Annotated in this window: 14 protein-coding genes; 11 read left to right on the forward strand and 3 right to left on the reverse strand. The window is 47.8% G+C overall.

All coding sequences use genetic code 11. The annotated features are described in order from the left end of the window. The first annotated feature begins 330 nt into the window (after positions 1 to 330). Positions 331 to 1,605 carry a CinA family nicotinamide mononucleotide deamidase-related protein gene (locus M0415_RS17065; protein ID WP_041416675.1) on the forward strand — a complete coding sequence of 425 codons (1,275 nt, stop codon included), beginning with the start codon at positions 331 to 333 and terminating at the stop codon, positions 1,603 to 1,605. Between the two features lie 97 nt (positions 1,606 to 1,702). Here the strand turns inward: M0415_RS17065 and M0415_RS17070 are convergent, their stop codons facing one another. Then, the gene (locus tag M0415_RS17070; protein ID WP_249556424.1) at positions 1,703 to 2,248 is read right to left on the reverse strand and encodes a YceB family lipoprotein; all 546 of its coding nucleotides are present in this window, start codon (positions 2,246 to 2,248) and stop codon (positions 1,703 to 1,705) included. Further along, complete coding sequence (gene ppc, locus M0415_RS17075) at positions 2,248 to 4,917, reverse strand: phosphoenolpyruvate carboxylase (protein WP_249556423.1); 2,670 nt, start codon at positions 4,915 to 4,917, stop codon at positions 2,248 to 2,250. Before ppc ends, M0415_RS17070 begins: the two co-directional genes overlap by 1 nt. Positions 4,918 to 5,587: 670 nt before the next feature. On the opposite strand from ppc, the gene argC reads away from it, so the two are divergent. The 5 genes from argC (at position 5,588) to argH (ending at position 11,035) form a co-directional block, all read left to right on the forward strand. Then, complete coding sequence (gene argC / locus M0415_RS17080) at positions 5,588 to 6,568, forward strand: N-acetyl-gamma-glutamyl-phosphate reductase (protein ID WP_249556422.1); 981 nt, start codon at positions 5,588 to 5,590, stop codon at positions 6,566 to 6,568. Positions 6,569 to 6,599: 31 nt separating this feature from the next. Then, positions 6,600 to 7,382, forward strand: coding sequence for an acetylglutamate kinase (argB, locus tag M0415_RS17085; RefSeq protein ID WP_249556421.1), 783 nt, complete (start codon positions 6,600 to 6,602; stop codon positions 7,380 to 7,382). Positions 7,383 to 7,394: 12 nt separating this feature from the next. Continuing rightward, on the forward strand, positions 7,395 to 8,300 hold the full coding sequence (locus tag M0415_RS17090) for an ornithine carbamoyltransferase (protein ID WP_249556420.1): 906 nt from the start codon (positions 7,395 to 7,397) through the stop codon (positions 8,298 to 8,300). Positions 8,301 to 8,360: 60 nt separating this feature from the next. After that, on the forward strand, positions 8,361 to 9,584 hold the full coding sequence (locus M0415_RS17095) for an argininosuccinate synthase (protein ID WP_011624428.1): 1,224 nt from the start codon (positions 8,361 to 8,363) through the stop codon (positions 9,582 to 9,584). An 83-nt stretch (positions 9,585 to 9,667) separates the two neighbouring features. Continuing rightward, entirely contained in the window at positions 9,668 to 11,035 is a 1,368-nt protein-coding gene (gene argH, locus M0415_RS17100; protein WP_086904086.1) for an argininosuccinate lyase, read from the forward strand. A gap of 61 nt (positions 11,036 to 11,096) precedes the next feature. Here argH and M0415_RS17105 read toward each other — a convergent pair whose 3' ends face one another. After that, positions 11,097 to 13,616, reverse strand: coding sequence for a penicillin-binding protein 1A (locus tag M0415_RS17105; RefSeq protein WP_249556419.1), 2,520 nt, complete (start codon positions 13,614 to 13,616; stop codon positions 11,097 to 11,099). A 191-nt stretch (positions 13,617 to 13,807) separates the two neighbouring features. On the opposite strand from M0415_RS17105, the gene M0415_RS17110 reads away from it, so the two are divergent. From M0415_RS17110 to M0415_RS17130, 5 genes are read left to right on the forward strand one after another with little or no spacing between them, the layout of a single operon-like run. Beyond that, positions 13,808 to 14,887 (forward strand): pilus assembly protein PilM, encoded by a 1,080-nt coding sequence (locus tag M0415_RS17110; protein WP_249556418.1) that lies wholly within the window; start codon positions 13,808 to 13,810, stop codon positions 14,885 to 14,887. Continuing rightward, positions 14,875 to 15,459, forward strand: coding sequence for a PilN domain-containing protein (locus tag M0415_RS17115; RefSeq protein ID WP_011718627.1), 585 nt, complete (start codon positions 14,875 to 14,877; stop codon positions 15,457 to 15,459). Before M0415_RS17110 ends, M0415_RS17115 begins: the two co-directional genes overlap by 13 nt. Continuing rightward, positions 15,456 to 16,082, forward strand: a complete 627-nt coding sequence (locus M0415_RS17120; RefSeq protein WP_248968594.1) for a type IV pilus inner membrane component PilO — start codon at positions 15,456 to 15,458, stop codon at positions 16,080 to 16,082. The genes M0415_RS17115 and M0415_RS17120 overlap by 4 nt, the downstream gene beginning before the upstream one ends. Further along, positions 16,082 to 16,597, forward strand: coding sequence for a pilus assembly protein PilP (locus M0415_RS17125; RefSeq protein WP_011718625.1), 516 nt, complete (start codon positions 16,082 to 16,084; stop codon positions 16,595 to 16,597). The genes M0415_RS17120 and M0415_RS17125 overlap by 1 nt, the downstream gene beginning before the upstream one ends. A gap of 21 nt (positions 16,598 to 16,618) precedes the next feature. Next, positions 16,619 to 18,673, forward strand: a complete 2,055-nt coding sequence (locus M0415_RS17130) for a type IV pilus secretin PilQ (protein WP_249556417.1) — start codon at positions 16,619 to 16,621, stop codon at positions 18,671 to 18,673. Positions 18,674 to 18,718: the final 45 nt, after the last annotated feature.

Raw genomic sequence — 18,718 nt, forward strand, 5'->3', positions numbered from 1 at the left:
TCAGAAGTGAAACGCAATCGCGCCGATGGTAGTGTGGGGTCTCCCCATGTGAGAGTAGGTCATCGCCAAGCGCCTAATTAAACAATAAAGCCAGCTGAATAAGCTGGCTTTTTTGTTTTTGGCGTTTGCCATTTTTAGATTGTGATTTTGAAATCATTCATTCCAATTTTCAGCCTCTTTAACTCGCACACTCCTAATGTTCGCTAAATCGCGACTTGTAACCTTATTTCCTTCACGCTACTGAACCCGACCTCCGATAGCGGGTATTGCTATTACTTCAGAGGTTACTTACCTTATGCAGTAATTTATTGGGGTAGCTAAGGATCTATGATGAAGTTAGAGATGATTTGTACTGGGGAAGAGGTGCTGTCGGGTCAGATTGTTGATACTAACGCGGCCTGGTTTGCCAGCACTATGATGGAGCATGGCATTGAGATCCAACGACGAGTGACTGTGGGGGATCGCCTCGAGGACTTAATTGCGGTTTTCCAAGAACGTAGCTTGCATGCCGATGTCATCTTAGTGAATGGTGGATTGGGGCCGACCAGTGATGATATGTCTGCAGAGGCAATGGCTAAGGCCAAGGGAGAGTCTCTGGTTGAGAATCGCGAGTGGCGTCAGCATTTAGAAGATTGGTTTACACGCAATAACCGTGAGATGCCCGTCAGTAATTTGAAGCAGGCGATGTTACCTGAGTCTGCAGTGATGGTGGATAACCCCGTCGGTACGGCATGTGGATTTAGAGTGAAGTTGAATCGAGCATGGTTATTCTTCACCCCAGGTGTGCCATTTGAACTCAAGCATATGGTGAAGGAACAATTTATTCCTTTTATCCGTGAAGAGTTTGACCTCGATGCTAAGGTGGCGCTGAAGAAGTTGCTGACCATAGGTCATGGTGAGTCTTCCCTTGCCGACAAAATTGAACCATTGGAGTTGCCTGAGGGGATTACCATTGGTTATCGCTCCTCAATGCCACATATTGAGATTAAGATCTTTGCCCGCGGTGAGAAGGCGATTGCTTTGCTGCCACGGGTGACTGGGCACATCAAAATGGTGCTGGGTACTGCGGTTGTCGCCGAAGATAAAGCGACGCTTGCCGAGGAAATCCATGCGAAGTTACTGAATTCTGGCTTGACCTTGAGTGTTGCCGAGTCTTGCACGGGTGGGATGATAACCAGTCAGTTAGTGGATTTCCCGGGCAGTTCTTCCTATTTACAACACGGTCTGGTGACTTATAGTAATGAGTCTAAGGTGCGAGTGTTAGGAGTTAATCCTGCAACCTTAGACGATCACGGCGCAGTGTCTATTCCCACGGTCGAAGAAATGGCTAAGGGCGCGCGTGCTATTTTAGACAGTGATTTTGCCTTAGCGACTAGTGGAATAGCGGGACCGGATGGTGGAACCGAAGAGAAGCCCGTCGGTACAGTAGCAATTGCCTTGGCTACCCGCAGTGGCGTCTACAGCCAAATGATAAAACTGCCGCGACGTTCACGGGATTTAGTGCGTAGCTTAAGTGCGGCAGTGGCCTACGATATGTTAAGACGTGAATTACTCACAGAAGCTGTGATTGTGGATTATCAATCGATAGGGCGTTTCAGCAAGTAACTTTTTGCGGACAGACGGGTTTAGTCAGTCTAGATGGATTAACAAAAATGCTCCCTCGGGAGCATTTTTTATGGCGAATGGTTTGCAACACAAGCCGTTATTTAGTGAATTTAAGGACCAATTTGCCAGGAACCACTTGAATACTCTCGGTCATCTTCGCCATCAACGCCTGATTACTGTCCTTCGTATCGAGCACATAAACAGGCTGATTCTCGAGGAAATGCCTTAAGTAGCCCATAACCTGTGGCGTCGCGCTACTGATGGCCTTTTCGATATCCTTGGGCGTTGATTCTACTTTCACCAATTCAAGCTGGCGCAGGTAGACGCTGTGGGTGGCACTGTCATACCAAGGCTTGGCCTCAAAGGTGGTTGAAAGTTGCGCCTTCAACGGAAAAATAGGATTAGTGATGGACACTTGAGTGGCCGCACTTACGCTCATAGTGTCAGGCTTTTCACCGAGTCTGACACTGATGTCGTTAATGCGCACTTGCGCGCCCACCAGTTGATTACCTTGTTTCACCTCAAAATGGATCTCTTTGCTGAGATACTGCTCCATTTCATGCTCGCTGATACTGTACTGCGTGACGCAGCCGCTAAGCAGTACAGATAATCCCAAGCAAAGGCTAAGCGTGAGTTTTTTCATTAACCTGTGTTTCTCATGCCCGCTGCGACACCGGCAATCGTCAGCATTAAGGCGAGTTGCACGTGTTCGGAAGCGGGAGCTTCGGTTGTTTCCTTGCGGGTACGAGCCAATAACTCGGTCTGCAGGAAGTTTAATGGATCGATATAGGGATTGCGCAGTTTGACTGATTCGCGATTCCACGGTGTATGCGCCATTAAGGTATCCGATTTAGTTAGCTCCAGCACCACTTTAATGCCGAGATCTAAACGCTGGCGTAAAGTTTCGCCTAAGTGATGTAGATTGGTCGGTACTAAGCAGCTTTCATAGTAACGCGCCAAGTTAGGTTCTGCCTTGGCGTATACCATCTCCAGCATGGAAATCCGTGTGCTAAAGAAGGGCCATTCGCGCTCCATATCCTGTAGCAAGCCCATTTCGCCACGTTGGCAGGCAGCCTGTAATGCTTCACCGGCGCCGAGCCATGCTGGCAACATTAAGCGGTTTTGTGACCAAGCAAAAATCCAAGGAATGGCACGTAAGCTCTCGATACCACCATCGACACGGCGTTTGGCTGGGCGACTGCCTAATGGTAGTTTGCCCAGTTCAACTTCCGGTGTGGCTGCACGGAAATAAGGCACAAAATCAGGCTCTTCACGGACAATACCGCGGTAAGCACTCACTGACTCCTCAGCAATTCGCTCCATACAATTGCGCCATTCCTGCTTAGGCTCGGGCGGTGGAAGCAAGGTCGCTTCTAATACCGCTGAGGTGTACAGGGCTAAGCTTTGCACCGCCAATTTAGGCAGGCCGAACTTAAAGCGGATCATCTCACCTTGCTCGGTGACGCGAATACGACCATCAACTGAGCCGGGCGGTTGTGACAGAATCGCTTTGTGAGCAGGGCCGCCGCCGCGACCAATACTGCCACCACGACCATGGAACAGCGTCAGCTTAACGCCAGCCTGTTTACAGACGGCGACTAACTGCTCCTGTGCACGGTATTGCGCCCAAGCGGCGGCCATTACACCCGCGTCTTTGGCCGAGTCAGAGTAGCCGATCATCACCTCTTGCATACCTTTGGTGTAACCACGGTACCAGTCGATATCGAGCAGTGCGGTAATACACTCGGCGGCGTTATTTAAGTCGCTTAAGGTTTCAAATAGCGGCACAACCCGCATTGGATGAGTACAGCCGGTTTCTTTGAGCAGCAATAATACGGTTAATACATCTGAAGGCTTGCTCGCCATCGAGATCACATAGGAACCCAATGCCTTAGCAGGATGTTTAGCAATTAAGCGGCAAGTGTTAAGCACTTCGGCCACGTCGGCGGAAGGTTGCCAGTTGCTCGGGATCAGCGGACGACGGTTACTGAGTTCGCGCAGTAAGAAGGCTTGTTTTTCAGTTTCATCCCAATGGTTAAAGTCACCCATCCCCAAATAGCGGGTTAATTCTGCAAGTACATCGCAATGACGGCCGGCGTCTTGGCGGATGTCGAGCCTTAACATATGGATGCCAAAACAAGCGAGTCGGCGCAGGATATCGAGCAGCAAACCGTTAGCTATCAAACGCATGCCGCAGTCACATAAACTCTTATACAGCATCTCTAGCGGCACTTTCAGGTCGCTTTCTTGCCAAATCAGCGTCGATTTATCCACTTCAGGATTGTGGCCCTCAATGCGGGCGTTTAAGTAGTCTATGGTGTCGCGCAGTTTTTGTCTTAGTGAGCGCAGCACAAAACGATAGGGTTCGCAGCTATTGTTGGTATACGCCATCAGCTCGCTGTTGGCTTCTTCCATCGATAACTCGCCAACCAGCAACACTATATCCTTGAGGAATAAACGGGCGGCGGCATGGCGATTACGATCTAGCACTTCTTGGGTGACTTTAGCGGTCACAAAGGGGTTGCCGTCGCGATCGCCACCCATCCAGCTTGAGAAGCGTACTGGCGCGATATCGATAGGCAATTGCTGGCCAGTGCGATCTTGCACTTGATCGTTGAGCTGCCTTAAAAAGTCGGGAACAGCATGCCAGAGAGATTCTTCAATCGTCGATAATCCCCAGCGGGCTTCATCCACTGGTGTTGGGCGTTCACGACGAATTTCATTGGTGTGCCAGATTTGGGCGATTAACTGGCGCAGACGCAGATTAATTTGGCGGCGCTCTCTGTCGGACAGTTGATTGTTTTCTTGCTCGGCGAGGCAATCCACAATCGCAGCATATTTTTGGATCAGTGTGCGGCGAGAGATTTCCGTTGGATGCGCGGTGAGGACTAAGTCGATATCCAGCGTCTTTAAGCAATCCAACATCTTGGTTTGATCGATGCGGCCATTAAGCATGCGGCCAAGCAACTGTTCGACCGGATCCGGTACGCAAACCAGTTCATCGCAGTTACGGCTAATAGTATGAAATTGTTCGGATAAGTTTGCTAAGTTGAGGAATTGGTTGAAGGCTTTGGCAAAAGGCACTAACTCTTCATCGGGGAGTGCGGTGAGCAGTTCTAGCATTTGCTCCCGTGCTGCTTCATCGCCACGGCGGGAATCTTTCGCGAGTTTACGAATTTGCTCAACCTTCTCGAGGAAAGAATCGCCGAGGTGGGTGCGCATTGTATCGCCCAGGATCTGCCCTAACATACTCACGTTCGATCTTAACGACGCATACATGTCGGTCACATTGTCTGCCACATTACCTGCCATAGTTACTCCGAATTGAAAAATATAAAAATCCGCAATATACCCAAACAACCTGTAGATGATGAAACTCGTCTCTTCAGGTCGCTTGGGTATATAGCCCGCTAGCACAATACCCACCACTGAGGGCAATGGTCAACAGCAGAACTTATAACTTATACGACTGGCCTATCTGATATGCAACTAATCACGATAATTGTTGAAGAATATTCAATATAAATGCGAGCTGACGCAATATTTTATTATGTTTAGTGGAAGTGAATATGAACTGCATCATTTGCGGCTTTGCGGGTATGTGTGTTCGGTGTTAATAAAAAGGACTGATTTTTCAGTCTTTCATCCATAGATAACTGAGTTATTAAGCAGTTAGTGAAGTATTGTGTTATTTGCTAAGCGTGCTTGAACACAGATAAAAGACAAAATTTAATAAAAATATATATTCACATATATTGCATAAATAGATCTTTGTGGTAGTCTAGCCAGCAGTTGAGATGAGTCACCCCTTGTGACCTGTAGAGTAAATATCATGATGTATAGCGCTAAGCCGTCAGTGAATAAAATAACGACCCATTACGATTTCCTACGACGATAGTCTTGTCATCATAGATATACGCTGGTGCGTGTACGCTATTCATCTATTCTTTAAGTCTCTTTGATTCGGTTTATAAAAATACATATGAAAAACATCGCCATTATCGGTGCCAGTGGTTACACAGGCGCACAACTAACAGCTTTAGTCCATGCGGAGTCTGAATTATCGATTCAGGGCCTGTATGTCTCTGAAAATAGTTTAGATAAAGGTAGAGCTTTAGCAGATTTGTACCCTGTCTATAGCCACATTGACTTAGCTCTGTCACCACTGACTGAAGAGGCGAAGACGAAGATCGTCGCCGAGGCGGATGCCGTGGTGTTAGCGACCGAGCACTCGGTGAGTTTGCATTTAGCGGCTTGGTTCTACAACCAAGGTTTAGCCGTGTTTGACTTAAGCGGTGCCTATCGTTTCAGCGATGTGGCGCAGTACCCTAAGTGGTACGGTTTTGAGCACGAATATCCCGAAGTGTTGGCCAAGGCAGTCTATGGTCTAGCCGAGTGGAATGTCAAAGAAGTCGCCGCGACTAAGATGATTGCTGTGCCAGGTTGTTACCCAACAGCATCATTAACGGCATTGAAACCATTAAAGAATTTACTGACGTCAGCCTATCCAGTGATCAATGCGGTTAGTGGTGTGACGGGCGCGGGTCGTAAGGCACAGCTGCATACCAGTTTTTGCGAAGTGAGCCTCACACCCTACGGCGTATTAGGCCACAGACATCAACCCGAGATTGCCACTCAACTGGGACAAGAGGTGATCTTCACGCCGCACCTTGGCAACTTCAAGCGCGGCATTTTAGCGACCATCACGGTACAGCTAAAACCAGGCACTACCACCGCCGATGTGGCTGCGGCATACAGTGTGTATGACCAAGCTCCGCTGGTAACGGTGAAACAGAACCAGTTCCCGAAAGTGGATGATGTGGTGCTGACGCCGAATTGCCACTTAGGTTGGAAGTTTGATGAGAACAGTGGCTACTTAGTGGTTGCCAGTGCCATCGACAATTTGATGAAAGGCGCGGCGAGCCAAGCCCTGCAATGCATAAAGATTCACTTTAACCTTTAACCGTTCATCCTTATTTAAGAGAGTCGTCAAGATGTCTACCAACAACTCAGTATTAGTTCTTAAAGTCGGCGGCGCCCTGCTGCAGTGTGAAATGGGGATGGCGCGTTTAATGGATACCGCAGCAGCAATGATCGCCAATGGTCAGCAAGTGCTGATGGTGCATGGCGGCGGCTGTTTGGTCGACGAGCAATTAGCCGCAAACGGCATGGAAACCGTCAAGCTAGAAGGCTTGCGGGTCACTCCGTCGGAGCAAATGCCGATTATTGCCGGTGCATTGGCCGGAACATCAAACAAGATCCTCCAAGGCGCAGCGACTAAAGCTGGGATTGTGAGTGTGGGCATGAGCTTAGCCGATGGCAACACGGTATCGGCCAAGATCAAAGATGAGCGTTTAGGGTTAGTGGGCGAAGTTTCTCCTAAAGACGCCACTTACCTCAAGTTTATTCTGTCCCAAGGTTGGATGCCGATTTGTAGCTCGATTGCCATGATGGACGATGGCCAAATGCTGAACGTGAACGCCGACCAAGCGGCGACGGTATTAGCTAAGTTGGTCGGTGGCAAGTTGGTGCTGTTATCGGATGTGTCTGGCGTGCTCGACGGTAAAGGTCAATTAATCCCTTCACTGAATGGTAAGCAGATTGCTGAGTTGGTTAAGCAAGGCGTGATCGAAAAGGGAATGAAGGTAAAAGTAGAAGCTGCGCTCGAAGTGGCGCAGTGGATGGGGCAGGCGGTTCAAGTTGCCTCATGGCGTGATGCAAGCCAATTAGTCGCATTAGCAAAAGGTGAGGCCGTGGGCACACAAATCCAACCATAAGCGGAGTAGGTTATGAAGCATTTACTATCGATAAAAGAGTTAACCCAGCAACAGTTGCTGGGTCTGATTACCTTAGCCAAGACGATTAAAGCGAATCCCGCTGAGTATCGTCATGCGCTGGACGGTAAGAGTGTGGTGATGTTATTTGAAAAGCCATCCCTGCGTACTCGTGTTAGCTTCGATATCGGTATTAACAAGCTCGGCGGCCACTGTTTATACCTAGACCAACAGAATGGTGCCTTAGGTAAGCGGGAATCGGTCGCTGACTTTGCTTCTAACCTATCCTGTTGGGCCGATGCCATTGTGGCGAGAACTTTCTCCCACAAGACCATCGAACAATTGGCCGAGTTTGGCACTGTGCCTGTGATAAATGCGCTTTCGGATTTATACCATCCCTGCCAAGCGCTGGCCGATTTCTTAACCTTGGCCGAGCATTTTGAAAATATCAGTGATGTTAAGTTAGCGTACGTAGGTGACGGTAATAACGTGACGAATTCATTGATGTATTGCGCGGCCATTCTCGGTGCCACCATGACAGTGATCTGCCCTGCGGGTCACTTTCCTGATGGCTACGTCGTGGCCGAAGTGCAAGAACTTGCCAGCCGATATGGCGGTAAGGTTGTACTGACTTCTGATATTGGTGCTATCGAAGGTCACGATGCTATCTATACTGATACTTGGATTTCCATGGGTGATCCAACACCGTTAGCGGAAATTAAGGATAAGTTTGCACCTTATCAGGTCAATAAGGGCTTGATGGCGAAAGCGGGTGCTCACTTCTTTATGCACTGCTTACCCGCTCACCGCGGTGTTGAAGTGACCGATGAGGTGATGGATGGCGAAGGCTCCTTGATACTGCAACAAGCAGAGAATCGGATGCACGCCCAAAACGCAGTACTGGTAACCCTATTTAGTTAATTTAACCCTGTTTAGCAGCCTACTTTCTCCAAGGTGAGAAACGAGTTATAGGAATTTAAGATGTCTATCGAGAACAAAAACACTGGCGTGAAAAAAGTCGTTTTAGCCTATTCGGGTGGTCTAGATACTTCGGCCATTATTCCTTGGTTAAAAGAAACCTACGACAACTGTGAAATCATCGCCTTTTGCGCTGACGTAGGTCAGGGTGAAGAAGAGTTAGTGGGTCTTACTGAAAAGGCATTAGCTTCTGGCGCATCTGAATGCCATATCGTCGATCTGAAAGAAGAATTCGTTAAAGATTACATCTACCCAACCATGGCAACGGGTGCTATCTACGAAGGTACTTACTTGTTAGGCACTTCAATGGCGCGTCCAATCATTGCTAAGGCGCAGGTTGAAGTGGCACGTAAAGTGGGTGCCGATGCCCTGTGTCACGGTTGTACTGGTAAGGGTAACGACCAAGTGCGTTTCGAAGGTTGCTTTGCGGCATTAGCGCCTGATTTAAAAGTAATTGCACCATGGCGTGAATGGACCATGCAGAGCCGTGAAGATCTACTGGCGTACTTAGCCGAGCGTAATATCAAGACGTCGGCTTCTGCGACTAAGATCTACAGCCGTGATGCCAACGCATTCCACATTTCCCACGAAGGTGGCGAGTTGGAAGATCCATGGAACGAGCCAAGCAAAGGTGTGTGGACGCTGACTGCCGATCCAGAAGATGCGCCAAACCAAGCAGAATATGTGTCGCTGGAAGTTGAACATGGCCGTGTGACTAAAGTAAACGGTGAAGCATTAACACCTTACGCTGCACTGATGAAGCTGAACGCCATCGCTGCACCACATGGCGTGGGTCGTATCGATATCACCGAAAACCGTTTAGTGGGCATGAAGTCTCGTGGTTGCTACGAAACTCCAGGCGGCACTGTGATGTTTGCTGCGCTGCGCGCGATTGAAGAGTTAGTACTGGATAAAACCAGCCGTACTTGGCGCGAGCAAGTGGGTGCCCAAATGGCACACTTAGTGTACGACGGTCGTTGGTTTACACCTCTGTGTAAGTCGCTGCTGGCGGCATCTGAGTCATTAGCCGAGTCTGTTAACGGTGAGGTTGTGGTTAAACTCTACAAAGGTCACGCGATTGCCGTTAAGAAGCGTTCGCCAAACAGCTTGTATTCTGAAGCGTTTGCGACCTTCGGTGAAGACCAAGTGTATGACCAAAAACACGCTGAAGGCTTTATCCGTCTGTACTCGTTAGCGAGCCGTATCCGCGCGCTCAACGCTAAGTAATAGGCAGACTCAAAGGGCGCCTAGCGCCCTTTTTTATATCTTAAGTTTTAACGTATTCAAAGCAGTGACCGAGGGGATTGAGCATGGCTTTATGGGGTGGAAGATTTCAGGGCGAAACCAGCGCGCTATTTAAATTATTCAACGATTCACTGCCTGTGGATTACCGTTTGTTTGAGCAGGATGTGGTCGGCTCTATCGCTTGGGCCGATGCAATTGCCAGCGTTGGCATTATCACTGCTACTGAATGCAGCGACTTGAAGAAAGCGCTGAACGAGCTGCTGGTGGAAGTGAAGGGCGATCCTGCGATTATTCTCGCATCGGGCGCGGAAGATATTCACAGCTTCGTGGAGTCGGCGTTGATCGCTAAAGTCGGCGATCTGGGTAAGAAACTCCATACGGGCCGTAGCCGTAACGACCAAGTCGCTACCGATTTAAAGCTTTGGTGCCAATCCGAAGGTGCGGCATTAGTGGCTCGCCTGCAAACCTTACGCAGCGAACTTATCGCGCTTGCTGAGCGTGAATTCGATGCTGTCATGCCGGGGTATACTCACCTGCAACGTGCTCAACCAGTCACGTTTGGCCACTGGTGCTTAGCCTATGTGGAGATGATTGAGCGCGATCTTAGCCGCTTAACCGATGCCTTAAAGCGCGCCAATACCTGTCCGCTCGGTTCGGGCGCCTTGGCGGGCACAGCCTATCAAATGGATAGACATGTGCTGGCAGCGGCACTGAACTTTGCATCGCCAACCTTAAACAGTTTGGACAGCGTGTCGGACCGCGACCATGTAGTTGAGCTATGTTCTACGGCTTCAATCAGCATGATGCACTTAAGCCGTATGGCCGAAGATTTGATTTTCTTCAACTCGGGTGAAGCGGGTTTTATCTCATTAAGTGATGAAGTGACCTCGGGTTCATCGTTAATGCCACAAAAGAAAAACCCTGATGCGCTGGAGCTTATTCGCGGTAAAACGGGCCGTGTGTACGGCAGTTTAGTGGGTATTCTCACCACGATGAAGGCATTGCCTCTGGCCTACAATAAAGACATGCAGGAAGACAAAGAAGGCTTGTTCGATGTGGTCGACAGCTGGGCAATCTGCTTGGATATGGCGGCATTAGTGTTATCTGGCTTAGTCGTTAACCGCCCGAATGCGCTGTTAGCCGCGCAGCAAGGTTATGCCAACGCGACCGAATTGGCGGATTATCTGGTGTCTAAAGGCATGCCATTCCGCGAAGCGCACCATGTGGTCGGTGTGGCTGTCGTTGCCGCGATCGCTAAGAAGATCCCGTTAGAAGCCTTCTCTCTCGCTGAGTTTAAAACTTTTGCCGATATCATCGAGGCGGATGTGTATCCCAACCTCACTATCGAAGCCTGTTTGGCAAAACGTGATGTCCTCGGTGGTACGGCACTAACTCAGGTGAAGCAAGCCATCGCTGCGAAGAAAGTTGTTTAAAGCTTTAATCGAGTAATAAAAAACGCGACTCTAGGGTCGCGTTTTTTTATGGTGATTTATTCTATTGGAATAAATCGTCTGTCGGCGCATCGATGAATAGGTTGTTTTCATCTTGGCTTTCACTGATATATTCCTTAGGTTCAGTGCCCGAGATAAAGTATTCAAATGCGCTAGTGTAGTCAGTCTTACGAGTCAACTTGCCGGTCGCCAGATCGATCCGCACCGAGACAATCCCTTCTGGCGGAATCGCTGTGGTTTCGGGTACGCCCTTCAGCACGTTATTCATAAACTCGTTCCAGCCTGGGCCTGCGGTCTTAGCGCCCGCCTCGGTACCCGTGATCTGATCCTTCTCACCGTTGGAGTTCCATGCGGTTCTGCCTAACTGGCGACCGTGGTCATCAAACCCAACCCAGAAGGTGCTGGTCAGTGTCGGACCAAAACCACTGAACCAAGTATCGCGTGATTCGTTGGTTGTACCCGTTTTACCTGCAATATCATGACGTTTGATTAACTGCGCCGCACGCCAAGCTGTACCTTGCCAGCCTGTGCCTTTACTCCAATCGCCACCACCCCAGATCACGCTCTTCAGCGCTTCGGTGATCAGGAATGCCGTTTGTTCAGAGATAATTTGCGGAGCATAACGGCCTGTTTGCTCGAAGCAATGGGCGACAGGTTCATCGGTTGGAGTGGTTGGCTCACCAAAACTCATTGGATCGCTGCTAGGCTGCACAGAGCTGTTGTTAGGCTTACAGGCTAAGGTTGGATTTGCCTTCTCAATCACATTACCGAAGGAGTCTTCTACTCGTTCGATATAGTAAGGTTCAACCAAGAAGCCACCGTTCGCGAACACGTTGAAAGCGGTTGCCACTTGCAGCGGGGTGACTGAAGGAGAGCCCAAGGCTAACGACTCGTTACGAGGTAAGTCGTTAGGGTCAAAGCCAAACTTAGTCAACTCGGCGATGGCTGCATCTAAACCAATATGGCGCATGGCACGAACCGACATCACGTTGATTGATTGCGCTAAACCCACACGCAGACGTGTTGGACCGCCATAGATATCGGGCGAGTTTTTAGGGCGCCACGCAGTACCTTGGCTAATATCGGGTTTGTTAATCGGTGCGTTGTTAATCAGAGTCGCGAGGGTAAAGCCTTTCTCTAATGCCGCAGCATAGATGAAAGGTTTAATATTCGAACCTAATTGACGTTTCGCTTGGGTTACGCGGTTGTATTGGCTTTGGCTGAAGCTGTAACCACCTACTAAGGTACGGATAGCACCATTTGTAGGATCGAGTGCAACAGTGGCACTGGCCACTTCTGGCACTTGCGATAATTGCAAGTACTGACCGTTATCGCGGATCCAAATGCGCTCACCGACTTTTAGCATATCCGAAGCCGATTTTGGTACCGAGCCTTGGCGTTTATCGGTGATAAATTTACGCGCCCATTTTAGGCCATCCCACTTAATGACTTTGGTTTCGCCCTTGGCGGTTAACACGCTGGCTTGCTGACCATCGATGTTTAATACCGCAGCAGGCTGCAACTCTTGTACAGGCGTAATTTTTGCGAGCTCGGCTTTGATTTGTGCATCGTCCGGCTTGGCGTCGGTCCAAAGAACCGCCGCAGGACCACGGTAACCGTGGCGCTCATCATAGGCATAGACGTTATTGCGTAATGCTTGCTGTGCTAGCAGTTGCTGCTCTGATGAAATCGTGGTGTAGACGTTATAACCATTCGTGTAGGCCTCTTCTTCACCGTATTTTTGCACCATGTAATCTCGAGCCATTTCAGAGATATAAGGGGCGTAAAGATCAATTTCAGCGCCATGGTATTTGGCGACGAGCGGCTCTTGCACCGCAGCTTGGTATTCAGCCTTGCTGATGTAACCCACTTCGTTCATTCGCATCAATACCACGTTGCGGCGTGCAAGTGCGCGTGAAGGAGAGGTAATTGGGTTTAGGGTCGACGGTGCTTTAGGCAGACCCGCGATCATGCTCATTTCGGAAAGCGTCAGATCTTGAACGTTTTTACCAAAATACACTTGAGCAGCCGCGCCGACACCATAGGCTCTCTGACCTAAATAAATACGGTTAACGTAGAGTTCTAAAATCTCATCTTTAGTTAACAATTGCTCGATGTGGTAGGAAATAAAAATTTCCTTCACTTTACGAATAATGGTCTTGTCGCGGGTCAGGAAGAAGTTACGCGCCACCTGCATGGTGATAGTACTCGCGCCTTGCTTCTTTTCGCCCGTGGTAAGCATGACGATTGCGGCACGCATCACCCCAACAGGATCGATACCGCCGTGCTCATAAAAGCGTGCATCCTCGGTGGCGAGGAAGGCTTGGAGCAGCGGTTTAGGCACTTCTTCGAGTTTCAGCGGAATGCGACGCTTCTCACCAAACTGAGAGATGAGCTTGCCATCGCTACTGTAAATGCGCAAAGGTGTTTGTAATTGCACATTTTTTAGTGTCGATACATCCGGCAGATCCGGCAAAACATAAAAGTATGCTGCAACAATGGCGCCCACGCCCAAAAGGGCTAGACTGAATAGAGCTATAACAATACGTTTTAACCACTTCACCTAAATTGATCCTAATGTTCAGTTAAGTGCGACAGTATATAAGGCGCGCACGTTTGGGTGAAGCAAAAACGTGACGTCCCTAAAATAGCGTTTGTAAAATCTTGAAACATTCTATACAAATACGTATAACGGGTTGATTTTGTGCTAATCTCTTTTACTACTGAATACAAATAATAAAGTGACAACGGACTATGCTTTCAAATTTATGGAAGCGTCAGGCTCCGCAAATGGTCGGGATTGATATTGGTTCCCATGAAGTAAAGGCTATTCTGCTGAGTAAGACTGCTGATGGATATAAAATACTAAGTCATGCAGCGGTTCCCGTAAAAAAGGGGGCTATTAACGATCATGATATTCGTGATGCCGATGCCGTTGTTGAATGTCTCAAACAGATTAAGCGTATTTTGCCTAAATCGGTTAAATATGCAGCGGTTGCGGTCTCAGGTTCTGCGGTGATGACTAAGGTTATCTACATGGATGCCTCGCTAAGCGAGGAGGAAATGGAAGCGCAAATTGAGATTGAAGCCGATAACCTTATCCCATACTCCCTCGATGAAGTTAGCATTGATTTTGAAACCTTAAATGTTAACAGTACCGATCCTTCTAAGGTCGACGTGCTCCTGAGCGCATGCCGCACTGACAATATTGATGCTAGAGTCGATGCGCTCGATGAAATTGAACTCGAAACCAAAGTCGTTGATGTGGAAGGTTATGCACTGGGCCGAGCCGTTGAGTTGGTGCTAGGGCAGTTACCCGAAGGCGCTCGGCAGAAGGCGGTGGCCATGGTCGATATTGGCGCCAACATGACGACCTTCAGTGTGGTGGAGTCGGGTGAAACGACCTTTATTCGTGAGCAGGCCTTTGGCGGCGAGTTATTTACTCAGTCGATTCTGTCGTTTTATGGCATGTCCTACGAACAAGCAGAGAAAGCCAAAATTGAAGGCGATTTGCCACGTAATTATATGTTCGAAGTGCTATCCCCCTTCCAAACGCAATTACTGCAACAAATTAAACGAACGCTGCAAATTTATTGTACGTCGAGCGGCAAAGATAAAGTCGATTATCTCGTATTATGCGGTGGAACATCTAAACTGGAAGGCATGGCTAACTTATTAACGAATGAGTTAGGCGTCCACACCATAATTGCCGATCCTTTCCAAGGATGTCTGCACGCAGATGAATCCGTTAAAAATATACTGCAACCTAGCATTAGCAAATATATGGTTGCTTGTGGCTTAGCGCTGAGGAGCTACGGTCAATGGCGAACATAAACCTGCTTCCTTGGCGTGAAGAAGCGAGAGAAAAGCAGAAGCGCGATTATATTGGCATATTGGCCGCGGTATTTTTAGGCTCAGCGATTTTAGTCTATGTGGCTCTGTCTTTACTCGACATGATGACCGATGAACAGCGCGGACGTAATGCTTATTTACAGTCCGAAATTCAGCAACTCGATGCTCAAATTGCCGAGATTAAAAAGATCACCGAGCGTAAGAAAGATATTGAGCGTCGCACCGAGATCATTTTGAACCTTCAGCAATCCCGTAATTTGCCGACACACGTATTAGATGAGCTGGTGCGTATCGTGCCGCCCGGAATATATCTATCTAGCCTAGAGAAAAAGGGCAGTCTATTACTGATTGAAGGCCGCAGTGAATCGAACAACAACGTGGCAAATATGATGCGTAAGGTGAAGGCGTCCGAATGGTTAACCGATCCCAATATGCAATCTATCGTGTCTCAAGATGATGAGCTAAGACAATTACAACGCTTTAGCTTAAGAGTGAGCATTAAAGGTGCCATGGCTGATGAGCCTATTAAAACGGCAAAAGGAGCGAGTAAATGAAGCTCGATCTAAGTCAGTTTAATGATATTGATTTTGAAAATATCGGCGGTTGGCCAAATCAAGTCAAAGTGTTTTTCGCTGTGCTATTGGCACTCTGTGTATTTGCTGCGGGTTATTTTCTCGTGGTTTCGGATGCTATTGATGTGTATAACGCGGAGCAACGAAAAGAAGAGCAACTCAGAGAAGATTTTAAAACCAAATATCAGCTTGCCGCTAACCTTAAATTGTACCGTGAACAGTTAGCTGTGATGGAGGAGCAATTTGCCGAGTTACTCAAAATGCTGCCCTCTGAAAATGAAATGCCAGGGTTGCTCGATGACTTAACCTTTGTGGCCACTGACGCTGGATTACGGATTAACAGCTTAAATTGGGAACCTGAGATTCAACGGGATTTCTATATTGAGTTCCCGATTAAAATGTCGGTTACAGGTGATTATCATCAAATAGGCAATATGGTCAGCGGCGTGGCTAAACTGCCTCGTATCGTCAGCTTGCACGATTTTACGATTAAGCGCGATGAGAGCGGTAATCTGGCCATGGATATTCTGGCGAAAACCTATCGCTTTAAAGAGGGCGCTGAATTACCTCCCGAAAAACCAGCCAATAACAAGGGGAAGAAATAATGAAACTCTTACCTCTGTTAGCATTAAGTCTTTTTTTAATGGGTTGTGTTGGCGATCGTAGTGATTTAGAGCTATTTGTTACTACTACCAAGGCACAGCATGTGGCGCATATTCCACCCTTAAAAGAGCCACCTAAGTTTGAGCATTTTGCGTATCAAGCCGAATTAATGCGTAGCCCCTTTGTCCCTCCTTCTCGAGAGTTAACGGAAGAAGTGGTTGATACCAGCAAAAACTGCTTACAGCCGGATTTAAAACGTCGTAAAGGCCGTTTAGAAACCTATGCTTTAGACAATCTAAAAATGCGCGGCACCTTAAGCGAAGGAAATTCGATTTGGGCGCTTATTGAAACCAATGATGGCAGTGTATATCGGATGGGCGTAGGTGAGTATCTTGGATTGTTTAATGGCCATATAGCGAAAGTGACTTCTCAGAATGTGGAAGTTGTAGAATTAATTCCCGATGGTTCTGGTTGTTGGTCTGAACGTACAAACAACATCGAACTTTCTGGAAAATAACAAGCGAAGGATGAGGGAATAATGAAATCTTCTGCCGCGATAAAAATCCCGTTATCGTTTTTATCTTCAGGCTTAGCCAAGTCTGTTATTGGGATCGCATTAGTATTTGGGTTTTTGCCATCGAGTTTTGCGGCAAATAGGTTGATGGATGTCAAATACCATGCTCTTGTCGATCATCAATTAGAAGTCGAGTTAGTATTTGAGGAGGCGATTAGCGCGCCCACAATTGACTCTAATGCTTCTCCTGCTCAGTTGGTATTAACCTTCGATGACAGTATTTCGGGTCTTTCTAAGGACCGTCTGCCGATTAACCAAGTCGGTGTGAAGGACATAGTGACAACGCAGCAAGATGCCCACCTAATGGTAACGTTGGGCTTATCTAAGGTTAAACCGTATCAAGGTAGTGTCGTTGGCAATTCTTACCGTTTAACCATTAACGATGAAGTTGCAGGCTCACAAGCGAGTAATAATCCGTTCGTTAATAGCGTTAAAAATATCGATTTTCGTCGCAACGCGAATGGTGGTGGTGATTTATTAGTCTATTTAAATAATCGCTCAGTTGCGGCTAACGTTGAACAAATAGGTGCCAAACTTGAGGTTCAGCTTTACAACACTGATATTAACAGCGACTTGTTATATGTGATGGATGTGCAGGATTTCTCCACACCGGTAAAGCATTTTGAAACCTTTAAGGACGATTTAACGACCCGGATTTTAGTCGATGTCTCGGGCAATTATGAGTTCAATTACAAACAGGAAGACAATCTCTTTAGGCTCTCAATCAACAAAGTAGAGCGCGCTGCTGCGACCAAAGAGGTGAAGAAATATAACGGTAAAACCCTTTCGTTAAATTTCCAGAATATTTCGGTCCGTACTGTGCTGCAGATTATTGCCGACTACAACAACTTCAACTTAGTTACCAGTGATACGGTTGAAGGCGATATTACTTTAAGGCTCGATGACGTGCCTTGGGACCAAGCATTGGACTTGATCCTGCAAACCAAAGGACTCGATAAGCGTATCGAAGGTAATATTCTGATGGTGGCGCCAAGTGAAGAGTTGGCGATTCGCGAAAGCCAAAACCTCAAGAATAAGCAGGAAGTAAAAGAGCTGGCGCCACTCTATTCTGAGTATTTGCAAATCAACTATGCCAAGGCGACGGATATTGCCGAGTTACTCAAAGGGGCGGATTCTAGCTTATTGTCACCACGTGGATCTGTGGCTGTCGATGAGCGTACCAATACCGTGTTAGTGAAAGATACCGCTGAAATCATCGAGAATATTCATCGTTTGGTCGAAGTGCTCGATATTCCTATCCGCCAAGTGTTGATTGAATCTCGCATGGTAACGGTAAAAGACGACGTGTCTGAAGATTTAGGTATCCGTTGGGGCGTGACTGACCAACAGGGGAGTAAAGGGACCTCAGGAACCCTTGAAGGGGCTGGAAGCATTGCTAATGGTGTGGTTCCATCTCTAGATAATCGTTTGAACGTGAATTTACCTGCGGCGGTAACTAACCCAACCAGTATTGCTTTCCATGTGGCCAAGCTTGCCGATGGCACTATTTTAGATTTAGAGCTGAGTGCGCTTGAGCAGGAAAACAAAGGTGAAATTATTGCGAGCCCTCGTATCACCACCTCTAACCAAAAGGCGGCGTATATCGAGCAGGGTGTGGAAATCCCTTATGTGCAATCCACTTCCAGCGGCGCCACATCGGTGACCTTTAAGAAGGCAGTATTGTCATTAAGAGTGACACCACAAATTACGCCTGATAACCGTGTAATTCTGGATCTTGAAATCACTCAAGACTCTCAGGGTAAAACGGTGGATACACCCACAGGTCCGGCAGTCGCTATCGATACTCAACGTATTGGTACGCAAGTATTAGTGGATAATGGGGAAACCATTGTGCTCGGTGGTATCTATCAGCAGAACTTGATCAGCCGCGTGAGCAAGGTGCCTATCCTGGGTGACATTCCTTTAGTCGGCTTCTTATTCCGTAACACTACCGACAAGAATGAGCGCCAAGAACTGTTGATTTTCGTGACGCCTAAAATTGTGAACGAGAAACTCTAATCGTTTGTTACGAGTCGAATAAAGCCAGCATTCCTTGCTGGCTTT

Source organism: Shewanella sp. 10B (assembly GCF_023475885.1).
GTDB classification, from domain to species: domain Bacteria; phylum Pseudomonadota; class Gammaproteobacteria; order Enterobacterales; family Shewanellaceae; genus Shewanella; species Shewanella mangrovisoli.